The organism is Pelomonas sp. Root1444 (genome assembly GCF_001426885.1).
Lineage (GTDB): Bacteria > Pseudomonadota > Gammaproteobacteria > Burkholderiales > Burkholderiaceae_C > Pelomonas.
Map to the genome: position 1 here is coordinate 107,190 of NZ_LMFP01000003.1, position 17,304 is coordinate 124,493.

Consider the following 17,304-nt stretch of genomic DNA (forward strand, 5'->3'; position numbering starts at 1 on the left):
TGCATCAGCGGTTCGGCAAGGCGGGCATGCGCTCGACCTCGACGTCCAGGTTGAACAAGGCCTTGCCCTGGGCCTGCCCGCGCGCCTTCCAGCGTTCGAGCAGCGCGGCCTTCAATGCCGCGATGCGGGCCTCGCCGAGATCGGCCGCTTCACCCGGCGCCGGCTGGTAGGCCAGGCGCAGGATGGAGGGGCGCTCCACCAGCGCAGCCACGGCCTGGTCCAGGCGCGGCTGGTGCGTCGGTTGCAACGCCACCTGGCCGTCGGTGAAGGCAGCAGCCTTCAGCTCCAGGCGCACCACGCGGTGCACCGTGGCGCCGAAGTTCAGCTTCACGGCCTTGCCGCGCGTGGCGCGCTCGGCCGCCGGGTTCTCGGTGGTCACGCGGTAGCCCGAGGGCAGCGTGCGTTCGTCCGCCTTCAGCACCAGGTTGCTGCCGGTGCCTTCCTTGGGCACGGCCGCGCAGGCGATGTGGTAGCGGCCGTCGGCATCGCTGTTCACCAACAGGCCGTTGACGGTGGCGATGCGCACGTTGGGGATGCCGGGCTCGCCCTCGTCCTGCACGCCGTTGGCGTTCTTGTCGTCGTAGACCTTGCCGATCACGTCGGTGCAGTCCAGCAGCGCGTCGGGCACCACCCGCACCGCCGCGGTGGCGATGTTGGAGAGCACGCGCCCATCGATGCCCTGCGTGGCGACGACGCTGTTGACGTACTGGCCTTCGCCCACGCCCACGCCGACCGCCAGCACCATCGAGACGCGCTTGGTTTCGCCGCGCAGGAACGACTGGTTGGGCAGGGTCAGCTGGCGGCCCACGAGGCCGGGCTTGACCGGCACCACCGGGCCGTTGGGCAGCGTCTGCACCGTCAGCGAGCCTTCCAGGTACTTGAAGCCGGGCGGCAGCGTGTCGGCGAGCGCCACGTTGCCCACGGGGCCGCTGCTGGCGTTGCGCGCGGTGATGACGTAAGGCACCGGCTCTCCCTTCTTCACGGTGAGCTTGGAAGTGGACTTGCGCAGCTCGATGGCCATGCCCGTGCCCTCGCGGTCCAGCGGGATGTGGTTGCTCACCACCGGGCGTGCGCCGCCCGCGCTCATCTGCCAGCTCATGAAGTACGGCGCGGCCGGGCCGGCCACCGGGCGGGGCGCGGCGCTGACGATGCAGGCCTCGCTGCCGCGCGTGGTGCCGGCGTTCCCCGGTGCGGTGCAGTTCACCGCGTCGAGCGGGCCCGCCGCCGCCGGGTAGGCAACGGAAGGCACGTAGCCGGCAGGCGGGGTCACCGCCACCGTGTACAGGCCGGCCGGCGCACCGGGCAGCAGGAAGAACTGGTAATCGCCTTCAGGGCCGGTGGTCAACGCGGCGTTGCCGCCGAGCAGTTGCGTCGCCGCATCGAAGCCGGCGGGGCCGCTGAACGTCACGACGGCGCCCGGCACTGGCGCGGCGCTCAGGCTGTCGAACACCACGCCACCCGGGTCGAGCGGCAGGTCCTGGTTGACGACCGACACGCCGGTCGTCACGGTCAGCGGGATCCAGCCGCGCGGCGCCATGCCAGGCACGGTCGGGAAGGCGCCGTTGGGCGCGTTGAGCACCGGGTCGGTGGGCCAGGTGCCACCGACCAGGTGGCCCTGGGCGTCGCGGAAGCGCAGCTGGTAGTTGCCCGGCACCACGTTGTCGAAGCGGTAGCTGCCGTCGGCGCCGGTGCTGCGGGTGTCCAGCACCTGGGCGCCGGAGTTCGCGCAGGCGGTGCTGCCGTCATTGCAGCTCACCAGCTCCACGGTCCATGCGGCGACGGCGGGTTCACCGCCATCGACGACGCGGTCGTGGTCGCTGTCGCGCCAGGCGCGGCCGCTGACGACCGCCGGTGCGCTGCTCTGCTCGAAGAAGTCGTTGGCGGTGCCGTTGGCGGCGGCCGCGGGCAGCCTGACGTTGATCTGGCGCGCGGCCGGCACGGTGCCGCCCAGCGTGCCGGGTGTCTCGCCGGTGTGGGTGGAGCTGGGCACCGGCGCCTGCACCAGCGTGTAGCCGGCGCCGTTGTCCAGCGGCAGGTCCGCGAAGCTGTAGCGGCCGTCGCGCCCGGTCACCGTGGTGCGGCTGACGGGCTGGCCGGTCGCGTCGGTGCCGGTCAGCGTGACGGTCACGCCGGCCAGCGGCAGGTCGCCCGGCTCGCGCCGGCCATTGCCGTTGACGTCGTTCGACACGCTGCCCGCGAGCGAGGCGCCCTGCTCTCCGAAATCGTAACCGTCGCCGCTGCCGCCTGTATAGACAAGCGAGCCGATGCGGTCGTTGGCCGCCAGCGCGCCGGCGGACGCGCCGTTGAGGCGGCCCACGCTGTCGGCGCCGTCGGCATGGGTGACGGGCTGGGTTTCGGTGATGACATAGCCGGTGGCGTCCGAGGGCAGCACGCCGTCGAACAGGTACTGGCCGTCGGCGCCGGTGGTGGCCGTGAGGCTGACCGGCAGGCCGCCGGCACTGGTGCCGGTGAGCGTGAGCGTCACGCCGGCAATCGGCAGCTCGCCCGCATCGCGCTGGCCGTTGGCGTTGCCATCGACGTAGACGTTGCCGGTGATCTGGCCGCCGCGTTCACCGAAGTCATAGCCGGTGCCGGCCTCTTCCGAGGCGAGCACGATGGCGCCGAAGCGGTCGTTCACGCCGCCGGGGTTGGCGGTGCCGCGGGCGCTGCCGCCGACGCTGCCCAGGCGTTCCGGGCCGTCGCCGGTGCCGGCGGGCTGGGTTTCGTCGAGCTGGTAGCTGCCCGGCAGAAGGCCGGTGGCGCTGAAGCTGCCGTCGGCCGCCGTGGTGAGCGCGGTGGAGACGTTGCGGCCGAGGAAGTCGGTGCCGGTGAGCGTGACGGTCACGCCGGGCAGCGGCGGCTCGCCGGCGTCGCGCTGACCGTTGGCGGGCGCGATGTCGGCGTACACATGCCCGGCCAGCGAGGCCGTGCGCACCGAGGCGAAGTTGTTGTTGCTGGAACTGGAGCCGGGGCTGCCCAGGCGGATGCTCTGCACCAGCGGCGCATCGGAGCCGTTCGGGCCCGCGCTGACGCCGCTGCCGCTGGCGGGCACGCTGCCCGCGACGGAGCCGCTGCCGGTCACCGTGCCCGCACGCGTCAGGCCGGGCAGGAAGCCCGCCGGGCGCGTCTCGGTGACGGTGTAGTTGCCGGGCGCCACGTTGTTGAAGGCGTAGTCGCCGTTGGCATCGGTGGTGGTGGCCACGGACACGGCGTTGCCGTTGTCGTCGGTGCCGGTGAGCGTGATGGCCACGCCGGCGATGCCGGGCTCGCTCGCGACGGCGCCGGGGCTGCCGTCGCCGTTGCGGTCGTAGTAGCTGCGGCCGCGGATCTGGCTGCTGGTGAGTTCGCCGAACAGGTAGTCGCCCACGGCGGCCGGCGTGTTGGTGCCGGCAATGGTCACGCCCTGGATGACGTTGCCGTTAGCCTGCGCGCTGCCGGGGTGGCTGTTGGCATTGGCCTTGCCCGGCGCATACGTGGCCGGCTGTGTCTCGGTGATGGTGTAACCCCCGGCCGCGGACCGCGGCACGTTGAGGAATTCATAACGGCCCGGTTGGCCGGTGATGGGCGTGGCGGTGATGTCCACCGCCGCGCCGGTGCTGGAGGTGCCGGTGAGGCGCAGCGTCACGCCGGTGATGCCGGCGTCGCCCGTGGCGGGCGTGCCGTCGTTGTCGGCGTCCTCGAACACGCGCACGGTCACGCGCGGCATGGTCTCGCCGAAGTTGTAGCCGGTGGCGCTGGTATTGGAGTTCAGCGTGACGGCGCTGATGCGCTCATTGGTGGCGGTGCTGCCGCCGGCGCTGCCGGCCGTCTCGCTGCCGTCGGCCAGGCCGTCGGGTTGCGTCGGCTCGATGACGGTGTAGCTGCCGGGCAGCAGGCCGGCGAAGCTGTAGCTGCCGTCGGCCGCGCCGGTGGCGCTGGTGCTCACCGCGTTGCCGAACATGTCAGAGCCGGTGAGTTGCAGCGTTACGTTGGCGATGCCGGGCTCGCCGGTGGTGAAGGCACCGTTGTAGTCGGCGTCCTGGTACACGCGGCCCGCGATGGACGCGGCGCGCACTTCGCCGAACAGGTTGTTGGTGGCGCTGCCGCCGGTGCCCAGCACGATGCTCTGGATCACGTTGGCGTTGGAGCCGTTGGGGCCGCTGGTGACGCCCGTGCCGCTGCTGGGCACGGTACCCGCGCTGCTGCCGGCGCCGCTGGCGCTGCCGGCACGCGTGATGCCGGGCAGGAAGGCGCCGGGTTGGGTCTCGGTCACCGTGTAGGTCCCGGCGGGCACGGAGAAGCTCCAGTTGCCGCTGGCGTCGCTGGTGGTGGTGCGCGTGACGGCGCCGCCCAGGCTGTCGGTGCCGGTGAGCGTGAACGTCACGCCGGCGATGGCCGGCTCGCCCGCATCGGGCTGGCCGTTCCCGTTGCTGTCTTCATAGACGCGGCCGGACAGCGTCGAGGTCTGCGTGGTGATGCTGCCGCTGCCGAAGTTGTTGCCGGCGTTGGGGTTGGCGCCGCCGTCGGTGTCGCCCGAGCCGGTGGTGACGATGCTGGCCGTGTTGGTCAGCGCCGTGCCGTTGGCCAGGCTGCTGACCAGCTGCACGGGGATGCGCACGGTGGCCGTGCCGCCCGAGGGCATGCTGGCGATGGCGCAGGTGGTGGTGCTGCCGCCGGCGCTGCCGGTGCAGGTGGGCGCGGCGGGCGTAAAACTGCCCGAGGTGACGGTGAGCACCGGCGTGCCGGTGAGCTGCAGGCCTGCGGGCAGCGTGTCGGCGAAGCTGGTGGTCTCGGCCGCCTGCGGGCCGTTGTTGCGGAGCGTGACCAGCCAGTCGAAGCCCTGGCCCTGCGCGACGCTGGCCAGCGGCGTGGTGCTGCCGCTGACGACGGCCGCCTTGCTGACGACCTGCACGTCGGCCTTGAAGCGGAAGGTGGTGGGCTCGGTGGCGGTGTTGTTGGGTTGCGGGTCGAAGGCGTCCTGTGCCGCGTTGGCAAAGCGCACCGAGGCGACGTTGGAGAACGTGCCCTTGTCGGCGCCCTGCAGGCGCACGCGCACCTGCACGGAATTCGTCTCGCCGGTGGCGCCGTTGCCGGTGCCGCCCAGGCTGGCGATGCTGCAGCTGATACTGCCGCCGGCCACGCCGACCGTGACGGCCGAGGTGTCGCACACCACGCCCGCAGGCAGCGGCGTGACCAGGCCCACGAAGGTGGGCGCACCGGCGCCAGAAGGCAGCGTGTCGGTGAGCACCACGTTCTCGGCGGTGGACGCGCCGTTGTTGGTGACGGTGAGCGTGTAGGTGACGTTGTCGCCGACGTTGACAGGGTCGACGTCGTCGGTCTTGTTGACGATCAGGTCGTAGGCCGGCGCGTTGATGGCGGTGGCCTGCGTGGCCGTGTTGTTGGCGGCGCCGCCGGTGATTTCGGGCGTGGCGGTGCTGACCGTCACCGAGTTGGTGATCGAGCCGCTGCCGCCCAAAGCGGCGGCGAGTGCGACCGTGGCGCGCACGCGCACGGTGACCGTCTGCTGCGAGCCGCGGGCGATGGAGGTCCAGCCGCAGATGAGCGTGTCGTTGCCCGGGGCGGTGGTGCTGCCCACCGCGGGCGCCGTCGTGCAGCTGCCGCCGCCGCTGGCGCTGGCCGACAGGTAGACGAGGCCGGCCGGCAGCGTGTCGTTCACGCTGACGTTGAAGGCGCGGCTGGCACTGGTGGCCGACGGGTTGCTCGCCGTGATGGTGTAGGTGAGCAGCTGGCCGGCGGAGGCCGGGTCGGGGTTGTCCGTCTTGGCCACGGCGACGTCGGCGCGCGCCGTGTAGTAGGCGCTGGCCGGCGTGTTGTTGTTGGCGGTGTTGTTCGTCAGGTTGGCGTCGGCCTCGTTCTGCGCGAGCGCGAACGCGGTGTTGGTCACCGTGAACTGGTCGTTACCCGAGGTGCCGTCGCCGAAGTGGCGCACCGTGACCTGGTAGCGCGGGCAGTCCACACCGGCCGTGCACACGGGCAGGCTGGTGATCGTGCAGCTGCCCAGCGACACCGCCGAGCCCGACGGCGTGAGGCTGCAGCTGCCCAGCGTGGCGCTGCCGGCCACGGTGGCCAGCGAGTACTGGCCGGCGTTGGCGTTGAAGACGTTGTTGATGGTGTCGGTCACGGCCACGTTAGTGGCGGCCTGCGGGCCGGCATTGACGACCTCGATCTCCCAGACGATTGGCGAGCCCGCGTCCTGGCGGTTGCCCGGCGCATCGCCCAGGCCCAGCACGCGCTTGAGCACCGACACGTCGGCCTGCGCGGCATTGGCCTGCGGGTTCACGCCCACGCTGGCGCAGTTGTTGCCGGCCACGTTGTCCGCCGGCGCATTGGCCGCAGCTACGCAGACCTGGTTGGTCAGCGTGCCGCCGGCGGCGGTGGCCTGGGCGTTGATGGTGGCGTTGCTGGTGGTGGCGTTGACGGCCAGCGCGACGTTGGTGCTGGTGCAGGTGATCGTCACCGGCCCGGCCTGCGGGAAGGTGGCGCCGCCCGACGACAAGCAGCTGAACCCGGCCGGCGCCGTGATGCTGTTGACCTGCAGGTTGGCCGGCACCGTGTCGGTCAGCGTGATCGTGCCGCTGGACGGCACGGCGCTGGGGCCGAGGTTGGTGGTGGAGACCGTGTAGTTGAAGGCCTGGTTCAGCGGCACGGCGGCCTGGGGCCAGCTCTTGCCCTTGTTGGCGCGCAGGTCGGCGGCCGGGTCGATGACGGTGGTGTTGACCGAGCCGTTGACCGGGCTCACGCCGGTGGCGCTGGCAGTGGCGGTGTTGACGATGCCGGCGCCGCTGGTGAGCGCCTGCACGGCTGCGGTGATGGTGCCGAGCGAGACATTGCTGCCGGCGCTGCCGGTGCCGCTGCGCGTGCAGCTGAGCGTGCCACCGGCCGTGGGGCAGGTGCTTGAGGCCGTGCACGTCCACGCGCCGCTGGTGAAGTTGGCTGGTGCCACGGGGCAGAAGTTCGCGGGCAGCGTGTCCTGCACCTGAGTGCCACTCGGGAAGTCGCCGCTGTAGCGAACCGTGAACTGGTAGTTGAAGCCCTGCCCCACCTGCACCGGGTCCGCCACCGACTTGGTCTTGGTGACCGACAAGCTGCTGCCTGCGGCGACTGCGGTGTTGGCGCTGGCGACGTTGTTGCCGTTATCGCCATCGCCCACGCCGCCGGTGCCGGTGATGTCGGCCGAGTGCGTAAGCGTGGAGTTGCCGCCGACGCCGATCACGCCCGTGGCGGTGACGCTGGCCGTGGCGCCGTTGGCGAGCGCGCCCAGGTTGCAGGTCAGCGCGCTGCCCGCCAGCGAGCACCCGCCGGGCGTGGCGCTGAGCGCGAAGCCCGGCGGCACGCTGTAGCTGAGCGTGGACGACGGCGAGGTATTGGGCCCGCCGTTGGTCACTGTGAGCACGATGCTTTGCGTGCTGCCGGCGGCCGCGCTGGCCGGCGCGTTGATCGCCAGTTGCAGGTCGGCGCCGGTGTTGACGGTGGTGGTTTCGCTCTGCGAGCTGCCGCCGACGAGGGAGGCCGTGACGGTGAGCGTGCCTGCGGCCTGCGTGCGCACGCGCAGCGGCACCTGGGCGGTGGACAGCGCCGGCACGTTGATGCCCGTGCAGGTGACGGTACCCGGGCCCACCTGGTTCAGCGCCATGCCGGCGCAGGACGCGCCAGCGGGCAGCGTGCTGGTGCCGGCGAAGCGGCCGCCGGCGGGGATGTCGAAGTTGAGCGTGACGTTGCTGCGCGCGGCGCCCAGCGCATCGCCGATGCCGACCGTGTACGTCACCGTGCCGCCGGCAGCGACCGGATCGGGGCTGTCCGGCACACCGGTGACCACGAGCTGCGCATGGGCGGACCCCGCAAAAGCGAGCCCCAAGGCCAGCGGCGCCATGGCGCAGCGAACGATGGAACCCGCACGGCGGGCAAGACGAGGCAACAGGCGAACAAACGTCATCGTGTTCTCCGAGGCAAGGCGAAGCCCTGCCCCGCATGGGGCACAACAAAAAAATGGAAGGGGAGATCCCTGGTCAGCCGGTGGTCCGGCCTTGTGAGTGCAGCCCGGCGAAACGGCGGCGCTTCGGCGGCAAGCGGGACTTTAAGAGCGGCGCAGGGCAGCCTTGCCGGCCCCGGTCACTCAGCGCGTTAGGCGCGTGAATTCTCCTCATCCAGCGTGACGCGGTAAAGCAACGCGCCGAGCGCCCCGCCGACGACCGGCGCAACCCAGAACAGCCACAGCTGCTCGATGGCCCAGCCGCCCACGAACAACGCGACGCCGGTGCTGCGCGCCGGGTTCACGGAGGTGTTGGTCACGGGGATGCTAATCAAGTGAATGAGCGTCAGCGCCAGCCCGATGGCCATGGGCGCCATCGCGGTGGCCGCGCGCTTGGCCGTGGTGCCCAGGATGATGAGGATGAACAGTGCCGTCAGCACCACCTCGGCCACCAGCGCCGCCAGCAGCGAGTAGCCGCCGGGCGAGTGTTCGCCATAGCCGTTGGAGGCAAAGCCGCTGGCCACCAGGTCGAAACCCGGCTTGCCGGTGGCGATGAGCGCCAGCACACCGCCGGCGGCCACGGCGCCCGCCACCTGGGCGATGACGTAGGGCAGCAGGCTTGCGGCGGGGAAGCGCCCGCCGACCCACAGGCCCACCGAGACGGCGGGGTTGAAATGCCCGCCCGACACCGGGCCGACGGCATAGGCCATTGTCAGCACCGTCAGACCGAAGGCGAGCGACACGCCCAGCAGGCCGATGCCGAGTTGCGGGAAGGCCGCGGCAAGCACGGCGCTGCCGCAGCCTCCTAAGACGAGCCAGAACGTGCCGATGAACTCGGCGGCCAATGCTTTCTTCATGCTTGTTCCTCGCGGGTGATCCGGTACCGCGCAGGGTTGATGCGCAGCGGCCGCGATCATGGGGGGCCGCTGCCGCCGCGGCCAGCCGCGCTGACCTTTGTTGACCTTCTCGGTGCGGCTCAGCCGGCGGCGCCGGCGGGCAGCTCGATGAAGAACACGTTGCCCTGGGCCAGCCCGCGCCAGCCCGCCTGCCCGCCGTGGTGCCGCGCGACGGCCTGCACGAAGGCCAGGCCCAGGCCAGCGCCCGGCGCCCCCGTCCCACCGCGATGGAAGGCCGTGAACAGGCCCGCAGCGAGGTCCGGCTGCAAGGGCTCGCCGGCGTCCGCCACCTCGATGCGCCAGCCCGCGCCGGCGGCGACCAGCTCGCACTGCACGCGCCCGCCTGTGCTGCCGCCATGCTTGAGCGCGTTGTCGACGAGGTTCACCAGCGCGCGGATCAGCATCGAACGGTCTCCCGACACGAGGCATTCCTGCGCCGGCGCCGCGCTGGCCAGCACGACGGATTGGGCCTGGGCGAGCGGCCAGCAGGCATCGACCGCCTCCACCAACGCATCGCGCAGGTCCAGCGCCTCCAGCCGGTAGCCCTGGGCCGATTCCGCGCGGGCGAGCTGCACGAAGCCTTCGGCCATGTCCAGCGCGCGGCGCGAGTGGGCCTCGATGAGGGGCAGCGCGGCAGCGGCGTTGGCGCCGCCTTGCAGCTCGATGAGCGCCAACGTTGCCGACAGCGGCGCGCGCAGGTCATGCGACAGGAAGTGCAACGCTTCCTGGCGCTGGCGCTGCAGCGCGCGCACCTGCTCGGCAGCGGCCGACAGCGCCGCCATGCGGCGGTCGAGCAGGTCGCCAGCGGCGGTGGGCCGGTCATCGGCTTCGCCCGGCGGCAGCTCCCGGCGCGTGCGCTCGAACTCGCGGGCCAGGTAGGCCAACGCGGCGTCCAGCCGCTGCCAGCTCCACAGCGGGTACAGCAGCAGCAGCCCGAGCAGCGCCGCGCCGGGCTGCCACTGCACGCCGGCCAGCTGCAGCGCCCAGGCCAGGCCGACGGTGCCGGGCAGCAGCGCCAGCAACGCGCACACCGCCACGCGCGGCGGCGCCAGGCGCACGGCCGCGGCGGCGAGGCCGAGCGCGACCAAGGTCAGCAGCGCTGCCTCCCACGGCGCGGCGCCGCGCAGGCTGCGGCCTTCGCGCAAGGCCGCGATGGTCTGCGCCGACATCTCCACGCCGGGCATCAGCGCGTCCTGGCTCGCCATGGGCGTGGGATAGGCGTCCGACAGGCCCGGCGCGGTGGCGCCGACCAGCACGATGGCGCCCCGCAGTTGCGCGGCCGGCACGCGGCCTTCCAGCACGTCGAGGTACGACACGCGCCGCACATGGCCCGGCGGGCCGGCGTAGGGAATGGTGTAGGGCTGGGCACGCCGCCACCAGCCCGCCGTGCCAGCGCCGCCCGGCGCCGGGTTGGCCAGCAGCGCCGGCGGCGCCTGCCCGGACACCTGCAGCACGGCCAGCGCGAAGTGCTCCCACAGCACATCGCCGAAGCCCTCGCGCAGGAAGATCCGGCGGGCCACGCCGTCGGCATCCAGCTCGACATGGATGTGCCCCAGGCCCGCCGCCGCGCCGGCCAGCGCAGGCACGGGAAGCGACACCACCGCCGCACCCGACTGCAGCGGCGCCATGCGCAGCGGCAGCACCACCCGGCCGTTGCGCTGCATCGCTGCGGCCAGCTGCGCATCGCCGGCGGCATCGGGCTCCGAGAGCAGCAGGTCCAGGCCGACGGCGCGCGGCCCGGCGGCGGTGAGCGCGTCCAGCAAGCGCGCATGCACGGCGCGCGGCCAGGGCCAGCGGCCCAGCGCGGCCAGGCTCGCGTCGTCGATGCCGACGACGACAATGTCCGGCGCCACGGGGCGGGTGTCCCAGGCGAGCAGGCGGTCGGACAACAGCGCATCGATGCGGCCCAGGCCGTTGGACGCACCGAGCGCCATGAACGCCGCGAGGAAGAGCAGCAACGCCCCCCGCGCGCGCCACCGCCCGTGCAGGCCGGGCATCAACGGCCCGTCTGCACGCGCTCGCCGCCGGCCTGCTGCACGGGGCTGCCGTCGCTGCTGCAGACGCTCGCGTCGGTGTGGACGAGCCGGGGCGGCGAGAACGCCGAGCGCCGGCCATGGGCGTCGATCGCCTGCAGGCGCAGCGCATAGGGCGCGCAGCGCGGCGGTGCGGCCAGCGTCACGCTGCCGGCCTGCACCTCCTCGTCCTGCACCAGCGTGGCGAAGCCGGTGTCGGTGGCCACCTGCACGCGATAGCGGTAGCCGTCGAGCGGCTGCCAGTGCACCTGGCCGCCGTCGACCGTCATCGCATCGGCCTGCGGCGCGGGCGGCAGCGGCACGACGACGAACCGGCCCGGGTCACCGAACGGCCCGCGCTCCAGGCGGACATCGCCTTCGGGCGCCAGCGAGGCGACGCGCCAGTAGACATCGCCGACGGGCAGCGCCGGCAGCTCGAAATGGCAGCGTCCGCTGCCGCGCTGCTCCAGCAGCAGCGGCTCGAAACGCGGGTTGCCCGCCAGCTGCAGCAGATAACCCTGCGCCTGCGGCACCTCGGTACAGGCGATGGCCACGCCCTGCGGCGCGACCGTGGCGCCCGGCAACGGCGCGCGCGCCAGCGGCGGCACCGGCGTGGTCTTGACCCACAGCAGGCCGGCGCCTTCAGCGCCCAGCAGGCCGTCGCCGTCCATGGCCCGGGCGCGAAGGCGATAGCGTCCGTCGGGCAGGCCGTCCAGCACGAGCGGCAGCGGCGCCTCGGCCGACCACAGCACCCGCGTGAAGGCCGCGTCGTCCGCCACCTCCACGCGGTAGCGCTCGGCGCCAAGCACCGTGGGCAGCGGCAGCGGCCCGGGATGCGCCTCGACGCGCAGCGGCTCGGCCGGAAGAGCCGGCGCAGGCAGTAGCGCCTTGCGCAGCGGCGGGCCGCCAGGCCGCACGACGGCGCCCTGCCCCGCCTGCACGGGGACAGGCGGGCCGCCCTCATGGCCCAGCGCCTGCACCTCGACGGCTCCTTCGATCACATCGGCCACGGTGCGCTCGGCCTGCGCGCCCACCGCCACGCCGAAGCGCGTGCCGCGCACGCCGGCCGTGGCCAGCGGCGTCTTCACCAGGAAGCGCGAACCGGGCGATTGCGGCGCCACGGTGGCGTCGACGCGGCCCTGGTTCAGCTCGATCAGTGTGTTGCGCCGCTGGGCTGCCGGTAGGTCGCGTAGGCGCAGCAACTTCGTGCGGCTGTTGGCCTGCAACTGCAGCAGCGACCCGTCATGCAGGCGCAGGCTCACGAAGCCCTGCGCGCCCACGTCCAGCGCGGCGCCCTCGCCCACCAGCGCGCCAATGCGCAGCGGCGCGCCGTCGGCATTCACCAGGCCGCGGACGTACTCGACCCGCGCGGGCGCGACGGCGCCCTTCATCAGCGCGGCAGGCAGCAGCAGACGCTGGCGCGGCTGAAGCCGGAATGGCCGTGCCAGCCGGTTGAGCCTGGCCACTTCGGGCCATTGGCGCGAGTCATCGAGCAGGCGCCCGGCGATCACGTAGAGCGACTCGCCCGGCTGCACCTCGTAGGGCACCGTCTCCTGGGCATGCGCGGAACCTGCTGCCAAGGCGGCAGCGGCCAAGATGCGCCTCATCATGCTGCCTGCTCTCCGGCCTGGGCCAAGGCCTCCAGCCGGTAGCCATGCCCGTAGACCGCCGCGAGCCGGTAGCCGCGCTCGGGCCGCAGGCCGAGCTTGCTGCGCACGGCGGACACATGGGTGTCGAGCGTGCGCGTCGGCACCTCGGCGTCATGGCCCCACACGGTCTGCATCAGGTAGGCGCGCGACAGCAACTGGCCCACCCGCAGGAACAGGCAGTGCACAAGCTCGAACTCGCGCTGCTTGAGCTCGATGGGCCGGCCCTGGTACAGCACCGTGCGCGAGGACGGCTGCAGCAGGAACTCGCCATGCTGCAGGCCGGCGTCCTTCTCCGGGTAGGCCCGGCGGAGCAAGGCCATCACACGGGCCTTCAGCTCGGCGCTGCGCACCGGCTTGGGCACATAGTCGTCCGCGCCGGCGCTGAGGGCCTGCACGACGTCACGCTCCTCGTCGCGATGGGTGACGAAGATGACCGGCGCAGTGATGCGGTGCCGGCCGCGCAGCGCGCGCAGCACGTCCAGGCCGGATGTGTCGGGCAACTCCCAGTCGATCAGGAACAGGTCGAAGGTGGCGTGCCGGGCCGCCTGCAGCAGGGCGTCGCCGCTGCTGAAGCGGTGGCAGGTGTAGCCCAGCGCACCGACCACGTGGGAAAGCAGGTCAAGCTGGTGGACATCGTCGTCAAGAACGGCGATCTGCATGGGTTCTCGTGGGGCGCAAAGCGGCGCATTGTCAACGACGGCGGGCGTGAGCCAGCGCCACGGGCGGCGGCGGCAGTGTGGGCTGCACGGGCATTACACGTCCCCCGGGACCCGCGACGACACCCGCAGCCCGTTGGAGCTGCCTCCGGCTGCCGAACATCTGCGCCGAGGCCGCCGAATAAACGCCCAGGCGGCAAGGGCAGCCAGGTACCGGTTGCGGCGCGATGACGGGCTAACGACCCCGTCAGCTGCCATCGTCTTTCCGGTCCGCATCGGCAAGCAGCGTTTCAATGACTTCCACTGTCACCGGTTTGATCAGGTGGCCATCGAAGCCGCTGCCGAGCGCGCGGCGGCGATCTTCCTCGCTCCCGTAGCCCGTAAGTGCGATCATTCGCGCGCCCGTCCCGAAGCGCCTGCGCCATTCGCGCGCGGTTTCATAGCCGTCCATGCCCGGCAAGCCGATGTCGAGAAAGACGAGATCGGGTGAGTTGCCGTCGGCCAGGTGAAGCGCCTGCGCGCCGTCGTGCGCGACGCTCACCTCGGCGCCCATCATGCGCAGCAAATCGGCAAGCGATTCAGCTGCATCGACGTTGTCATCCACGACGAGAACATGCAGCGACACGGCGGATCGCTGCGCTTCCGCCTGTGGCTCAGTTCGCGATGCCAGCTCAGATTCCACCAGCGGCAGGCTGACGATGAACTCGCTGCCATGTCCAGGTCCATCGCTTTGCGCCTGTACCTGGCCTCCGTGGAGTTCCACAAGGGTGCGCACCAGCGTCAGGCCGATCCCGAGCCCACCCGGGGCTCTGTCGAGGGACCCGGGGACTTGCCTGAACATCTCGAAGATGTCCTTGAGCATCTCGTGAGGTATTCCAACACCGTTGTCGCGAATGCTGACATGCACGACACCTTCCGCCCGTGACGCCTCGATGGCGATCCGGCCGCCGGGCTCCGTGTACTTGGCGGCGTTGTTCAGCAGGTTCGAAAACACCTGCACGAGGCGTACTCGGTCCCCGCTCACGTGAAACCCTGTTGGGCGCGCATCGCGCTCTACTGAATGGTGCCTGCTAACCACCAGCGGCCGCGTTGCCTCGATTGCGGCTGCCAGCACCTCGTCGAGCGGCAGCACCTCGCGTCGAAGCTCGATCAGCCCGCGGCTGACACGCGAGACGTCCAGTAGATCGTCCACGAGGTGGGTGAGCTGCTGCATCTGCCGGTTCATGATCTGAAGCTGCCGATCCCGCCGGACAACGTCGCCCGGCGGCAACCGTCCCAGGATGTCGATGCCGGTGAGCACGGGCGCCATGGGGTTCCGCAGCTCGTGCGCGAGCATGGCCAGAAATTCGTCCTTGTGCTGGTGTTCGATGCGAAGTTGTCGGTTCAGCTCGGCTGCCGCCGCCCGGGCGGCATCCAGCGCCGCGGCAAGTTGGTGCGCGCGCATCGCGGCCTGTCTCGCCTCAGCCGCTTCTGCGACGCCGATACGCAGGCCCTGCTGCGCGTGCAAGACTTCGGTGAGCAGCGGTAGCGCCTCCTGAAGCTGCATCGGAAAGTCGGGGGCACGAAGCTCGCCAAGCAGTACGAAGGCGCAGCCGTCCAGCGTCACCGCGCGGACGGCCCAGCGGTCGCCGAGCACCTCCACCTCGTCGGTCACGTCGGCCTCGTGCGCCAGGCGCTGCAGCAGCTCACGCCACGACGGCCCCGCCACGAGCGTCTTCGGCATGCCAGGCGCCGGCAGCATCACGTTCAGCGCCGGGTCCCGTACGAAAAGAAGCAGGTGCGCAGCGCCTACGGCTTTGGCGAGCGCCTGCGCGGCTCGATCGCGGCCGGCCTCCCGGGCCAGCGCGTCGATCAGCGGCCGCAGCGGCTGCGGCACGGGCTCATTCCGGCAGGACGCACACGACGGCGGTGCAGTTGTGGAAACCGCTGAACTGCCCCTCCGCCCGAGCGATTTGCCCGTAGGTATTGCAGCCGACAAAGCCCGCTGGTGTCAGCAGCTTTGAACAGGTCGCCAATTCGTCTTCGAAGGCCCGACCGAGGCGCAGGCGTGTGGCCACGCAGTCGAAGACGAAAGCAGCCGCCGGTTTGTGACCGGAGAGCCCACGCAGCGCAGACTCTGTGGCCTGACGCGCCGCCTGGACAGCCGATGCGGCACTGGTCGTCATGAAGTGGACGATGGCGCCTTCGGGGATGGCCGCTGCGCAGTGGATAGAGCCGTCCTCGCCGATGGCCAGCGGCACCCTCAACCGGAAACCTTCGGCGGAGCGGATGCCCAACACGTTGTGCAAGAAGAACGGCATGGGTTCTACCGTGTCGAAACCCTGGCTGGTTGCTCGGGCGTATTCCTTGACAACTTCCAGGGCAGGGGCGCCGTTCAACCCGATCAGCCGCGTGCCGTCGGCCTCGGTCACGCGCATGCCTTCGCCTGCAGGCTCCCACCCATGCGACACGCCGATGCCGATGGGTTTGGTGGAAAGGATTTCCAGCGTGGACACGGCGTTGCTGTAGGAGCGCGTGCCCGCAAAAACGTGAGTGGTATTGAAGCGGCCGTCATCGCCGGCGCCGCCCCCAAAGAAGCGGTAGTCGCCGCCAGTACGCATCGTGAGCTCTTCGACGAGCGCATCGGTATGCCCTGCCAAGGCGTCCGTCATCACCAATGCATTGCGATGCACGTCCGAGCCCTTCACAAGGCCTCGGAAGCCTTCGACCGCTTGTCGCGCTGCTTCGGCGGTGTCCTGTGTCACTCCTCGCCCAAGGCCGACCGTGAATTTCATGTCGCTGCTGCGGATGCCGAGTGCGGATACCTGTCCCTCGCCGCGCCCTTGATGGGTGAACTCCCCTGCGGAGGATGAGCCCGCAATCACCTGGGTGCCTGCCTCTCGTGACAGCGCATCCAGCACCAGGTCGTAGTCGTGCTCTGCCGAGGCAAAAACCACCACCGCGTCCGCTGGTTGCCCCGCGAAGCGTTCACGCAGGCTTCTGCCCAGTTCGACGCCAGCAGCATGGCTGTCGCGGATAGCGCTGAGGGCAATATGTGTTTCTGTCATACGGATTCCACTATGGCCGGCGAGTTTGTGTTCGGCATGTCGTATGCGGCGTAGGACGTGAGCGGGTTTACCCGAAACGGGACACCTGCGAACGACCGCAGGTGGCCGGCAGCGTGCGTCCGCTTCCTATGCTGTCGCGGACGCCCGACGCGGCAACCGTACTGACCGAACGACTGCTTTGTGAATATTCCCCGAGCTCAGGCTCGCGGCCAAGAACGTCATCCAAAGCCGGCCACTTCGGGCACCCAAAACGGTACCGCTAGACTGACCCGCGCATAAGAAGGGCCAAGACCCACCATGTACCTGCGCATCGCCACCGTACTGCTCACTCCTGCCTTCGCGCTAGCGCAGGTCCAGCCTCCCGACGTGCTGGAGCAGGCCTTGGTGAGCACCTTCAAGCGCGACAACGGCAACCTCGTGTGTCTTTCCACCCAGGGCACGCTCCAGAACCTGCGCGACGCCATGCAGCCTTACGTAAAGGGCGTGGACATCGCAAGCCCAGAGTCCTACCGCACCCTGGTGCTGGCCACTTACCTTGCTTTCCCCTGCCCGTTCTCGCCTAGGCGTTCCGAGCTCAGGCCGGCTCTGGCAGCTGACGTCATCGGCAGCTGGGTCTTTCCCGACGGATCTCTGAAGCTGCGTCACGGCCCGAAGTCTCCCGCGTGGCGCGCCGTGCCCGGCGTGGCGCCCATCAAGTGCGAGGGCGTGGCCTTCCACGAGGGTGGCGAATACCGCGTCACCCAGATTCGCGGCTCCGACGCCACCTGCCCCACTTTGGCGAGCATGGATGCCATGCGCGCGGTCGCGCCCCGTGTGCAGTCATGGTCACTGATGCAGAACGGCCGCATCCGCATCGACCGTACCGACGTGCCCGATGCGTTTGAGGAATGGGACGTGTTCGCCGTGCTGACGCCCTTCGAGTTCTTCGGCGTCAAGTTTGCCGTGGGAGATCTGGCCGCCTACCAGCGCAAGGGGCGTGGCAACGACATCAATGCGGCGCAGTCGTTCAGGCATCTGCAGCGGCTGAATTGAGCGATGAATGATCGCTTCAGGACGGCGAATCAGTCGAGGTCGA

8 protein-coding genes are annotated in these 17,304 nt (G+C 70.9%); 1 reads left to right on the forward strand and 7 read right to left on the reverse strand.

Features of this window, described 5'->3' with window-relative positions; all coding sequences use genetic code 11:
- Nucleotides 1-4: 4 nt before the first annotated feature.
- The 7 genes from ASD35_RS03325 to ASD35_RS03355 all read right to left on the reverse strand — a co-directional run bounded on the left by ASD35_RS03325 (nucleotide 5) and on the right by ASD35_RS03355 (nucleotide 16,229).
- Nucleotides 5-7,933 (reverse strand): SdrD B-like domain-containing protein, encoded by a 7,929-nt coding sequence (locus ASD35_RS03325; protein ID WP_082579879.1) that lies wholly within the window; start codon nucleotides 7,931-7,933, stop codon nucleotides 5-7.
- A 188-nt stretch (nucleotides 7,934-8,121) separates the two neighbouring features.
- Entirely contained in the window at nucleotides 8,122-8,826 is a 705-nt protein-coding gene (gene aqpZ / locus ASD35_RS03330) for an aquaporin Z (RefSeq protein ID WP_056873499.1), read from the reverse strand.
- 119 nt (nucleotides 8,827-8,945) lie between these two features.
- Nucleotides 8,946-10,862: a CHASE2 domain-containing protein gene (locus ASD35_RS03335; RefSeq protein WP_082579880.1), complete on the reverse strand. Its 1,917-nt coding sequence runs from the start codon at nucleotides 10,860-10,862 to the stop codon at nucleotides 8,946-8,948.
- Nucleotides 10,862-12,484, reverse strand: coding sequence for a FecR domain-containing protein (locus tag ASD35_RS03340; RefSeq protein WP_056873501.1), 1,623 nt, complete (start codon nucleotides 12,482-12,484; stop codon nucleotides 10,862-10,864). The genes ASD35_RS03335 and ASD35_RS03340 overlap by 1 nt, the downstream gene beginning before the upstream one ends.
- Entirely contained in the window at nucleotides 12,484-13,185 is a 702-nt protein-coding gene (locus ASD35_RS03345) for a response regulator transcription factor (protein ID WP_056873502.1), read from the reverse strand. The genes ASD35_RS03340 and ASD35_RS03345 overlap by 1 nt, the downstream gene beginning before the upstream one ends.
- A gap of 244 nt (nucleotides 13,186-13,429) precedes the next feature.
- Nucleotides 13,430-15,058 (reverse strand): ATP-binding protein, encoded by a 1,629-nt coding sequence (locus ASD35_RS03350; protein WP_056873503.1) that lies wholly within the window; start codon nucleotides 15,056-15,058, stop codon nucleotides 13,430-13,432.
- Between the two features lie 4 nt (nucleotides 15,059-15,062).
- On the reverse strand, nucleotides 15,063-16,229 hold the full coding sequence (locus ASD35_RS03355) for an FIST signal transduction protein (protein ID WP_056873504.1): 1,167 nt from the start codon (nucleotides 16,227-16,229) through the stop codon (nucleotides 15,063-15,065).
- A gap of 297 nt (nucleotides 16,230-16,526) precedes the next feature.
- On the opposite strand from ASD35_RS03355, the gene ASD35_RS03360 reads away from it, so the two are divergent.
- The gene (locus ASD35_RS03360) at nucleotides 16,527-17,261 is read left to right on the forward strand and encodes a hypothetical protein (protein WP_056873505.1); all 735 of its coding nucleotides are present in this window, start codon (nucleotides 16,527-16,529) and stop codon (nucleotides 17,259-17,261) included.
- Nucleotides 17,262-17,304: the final 43 nt, after the last annotated feature.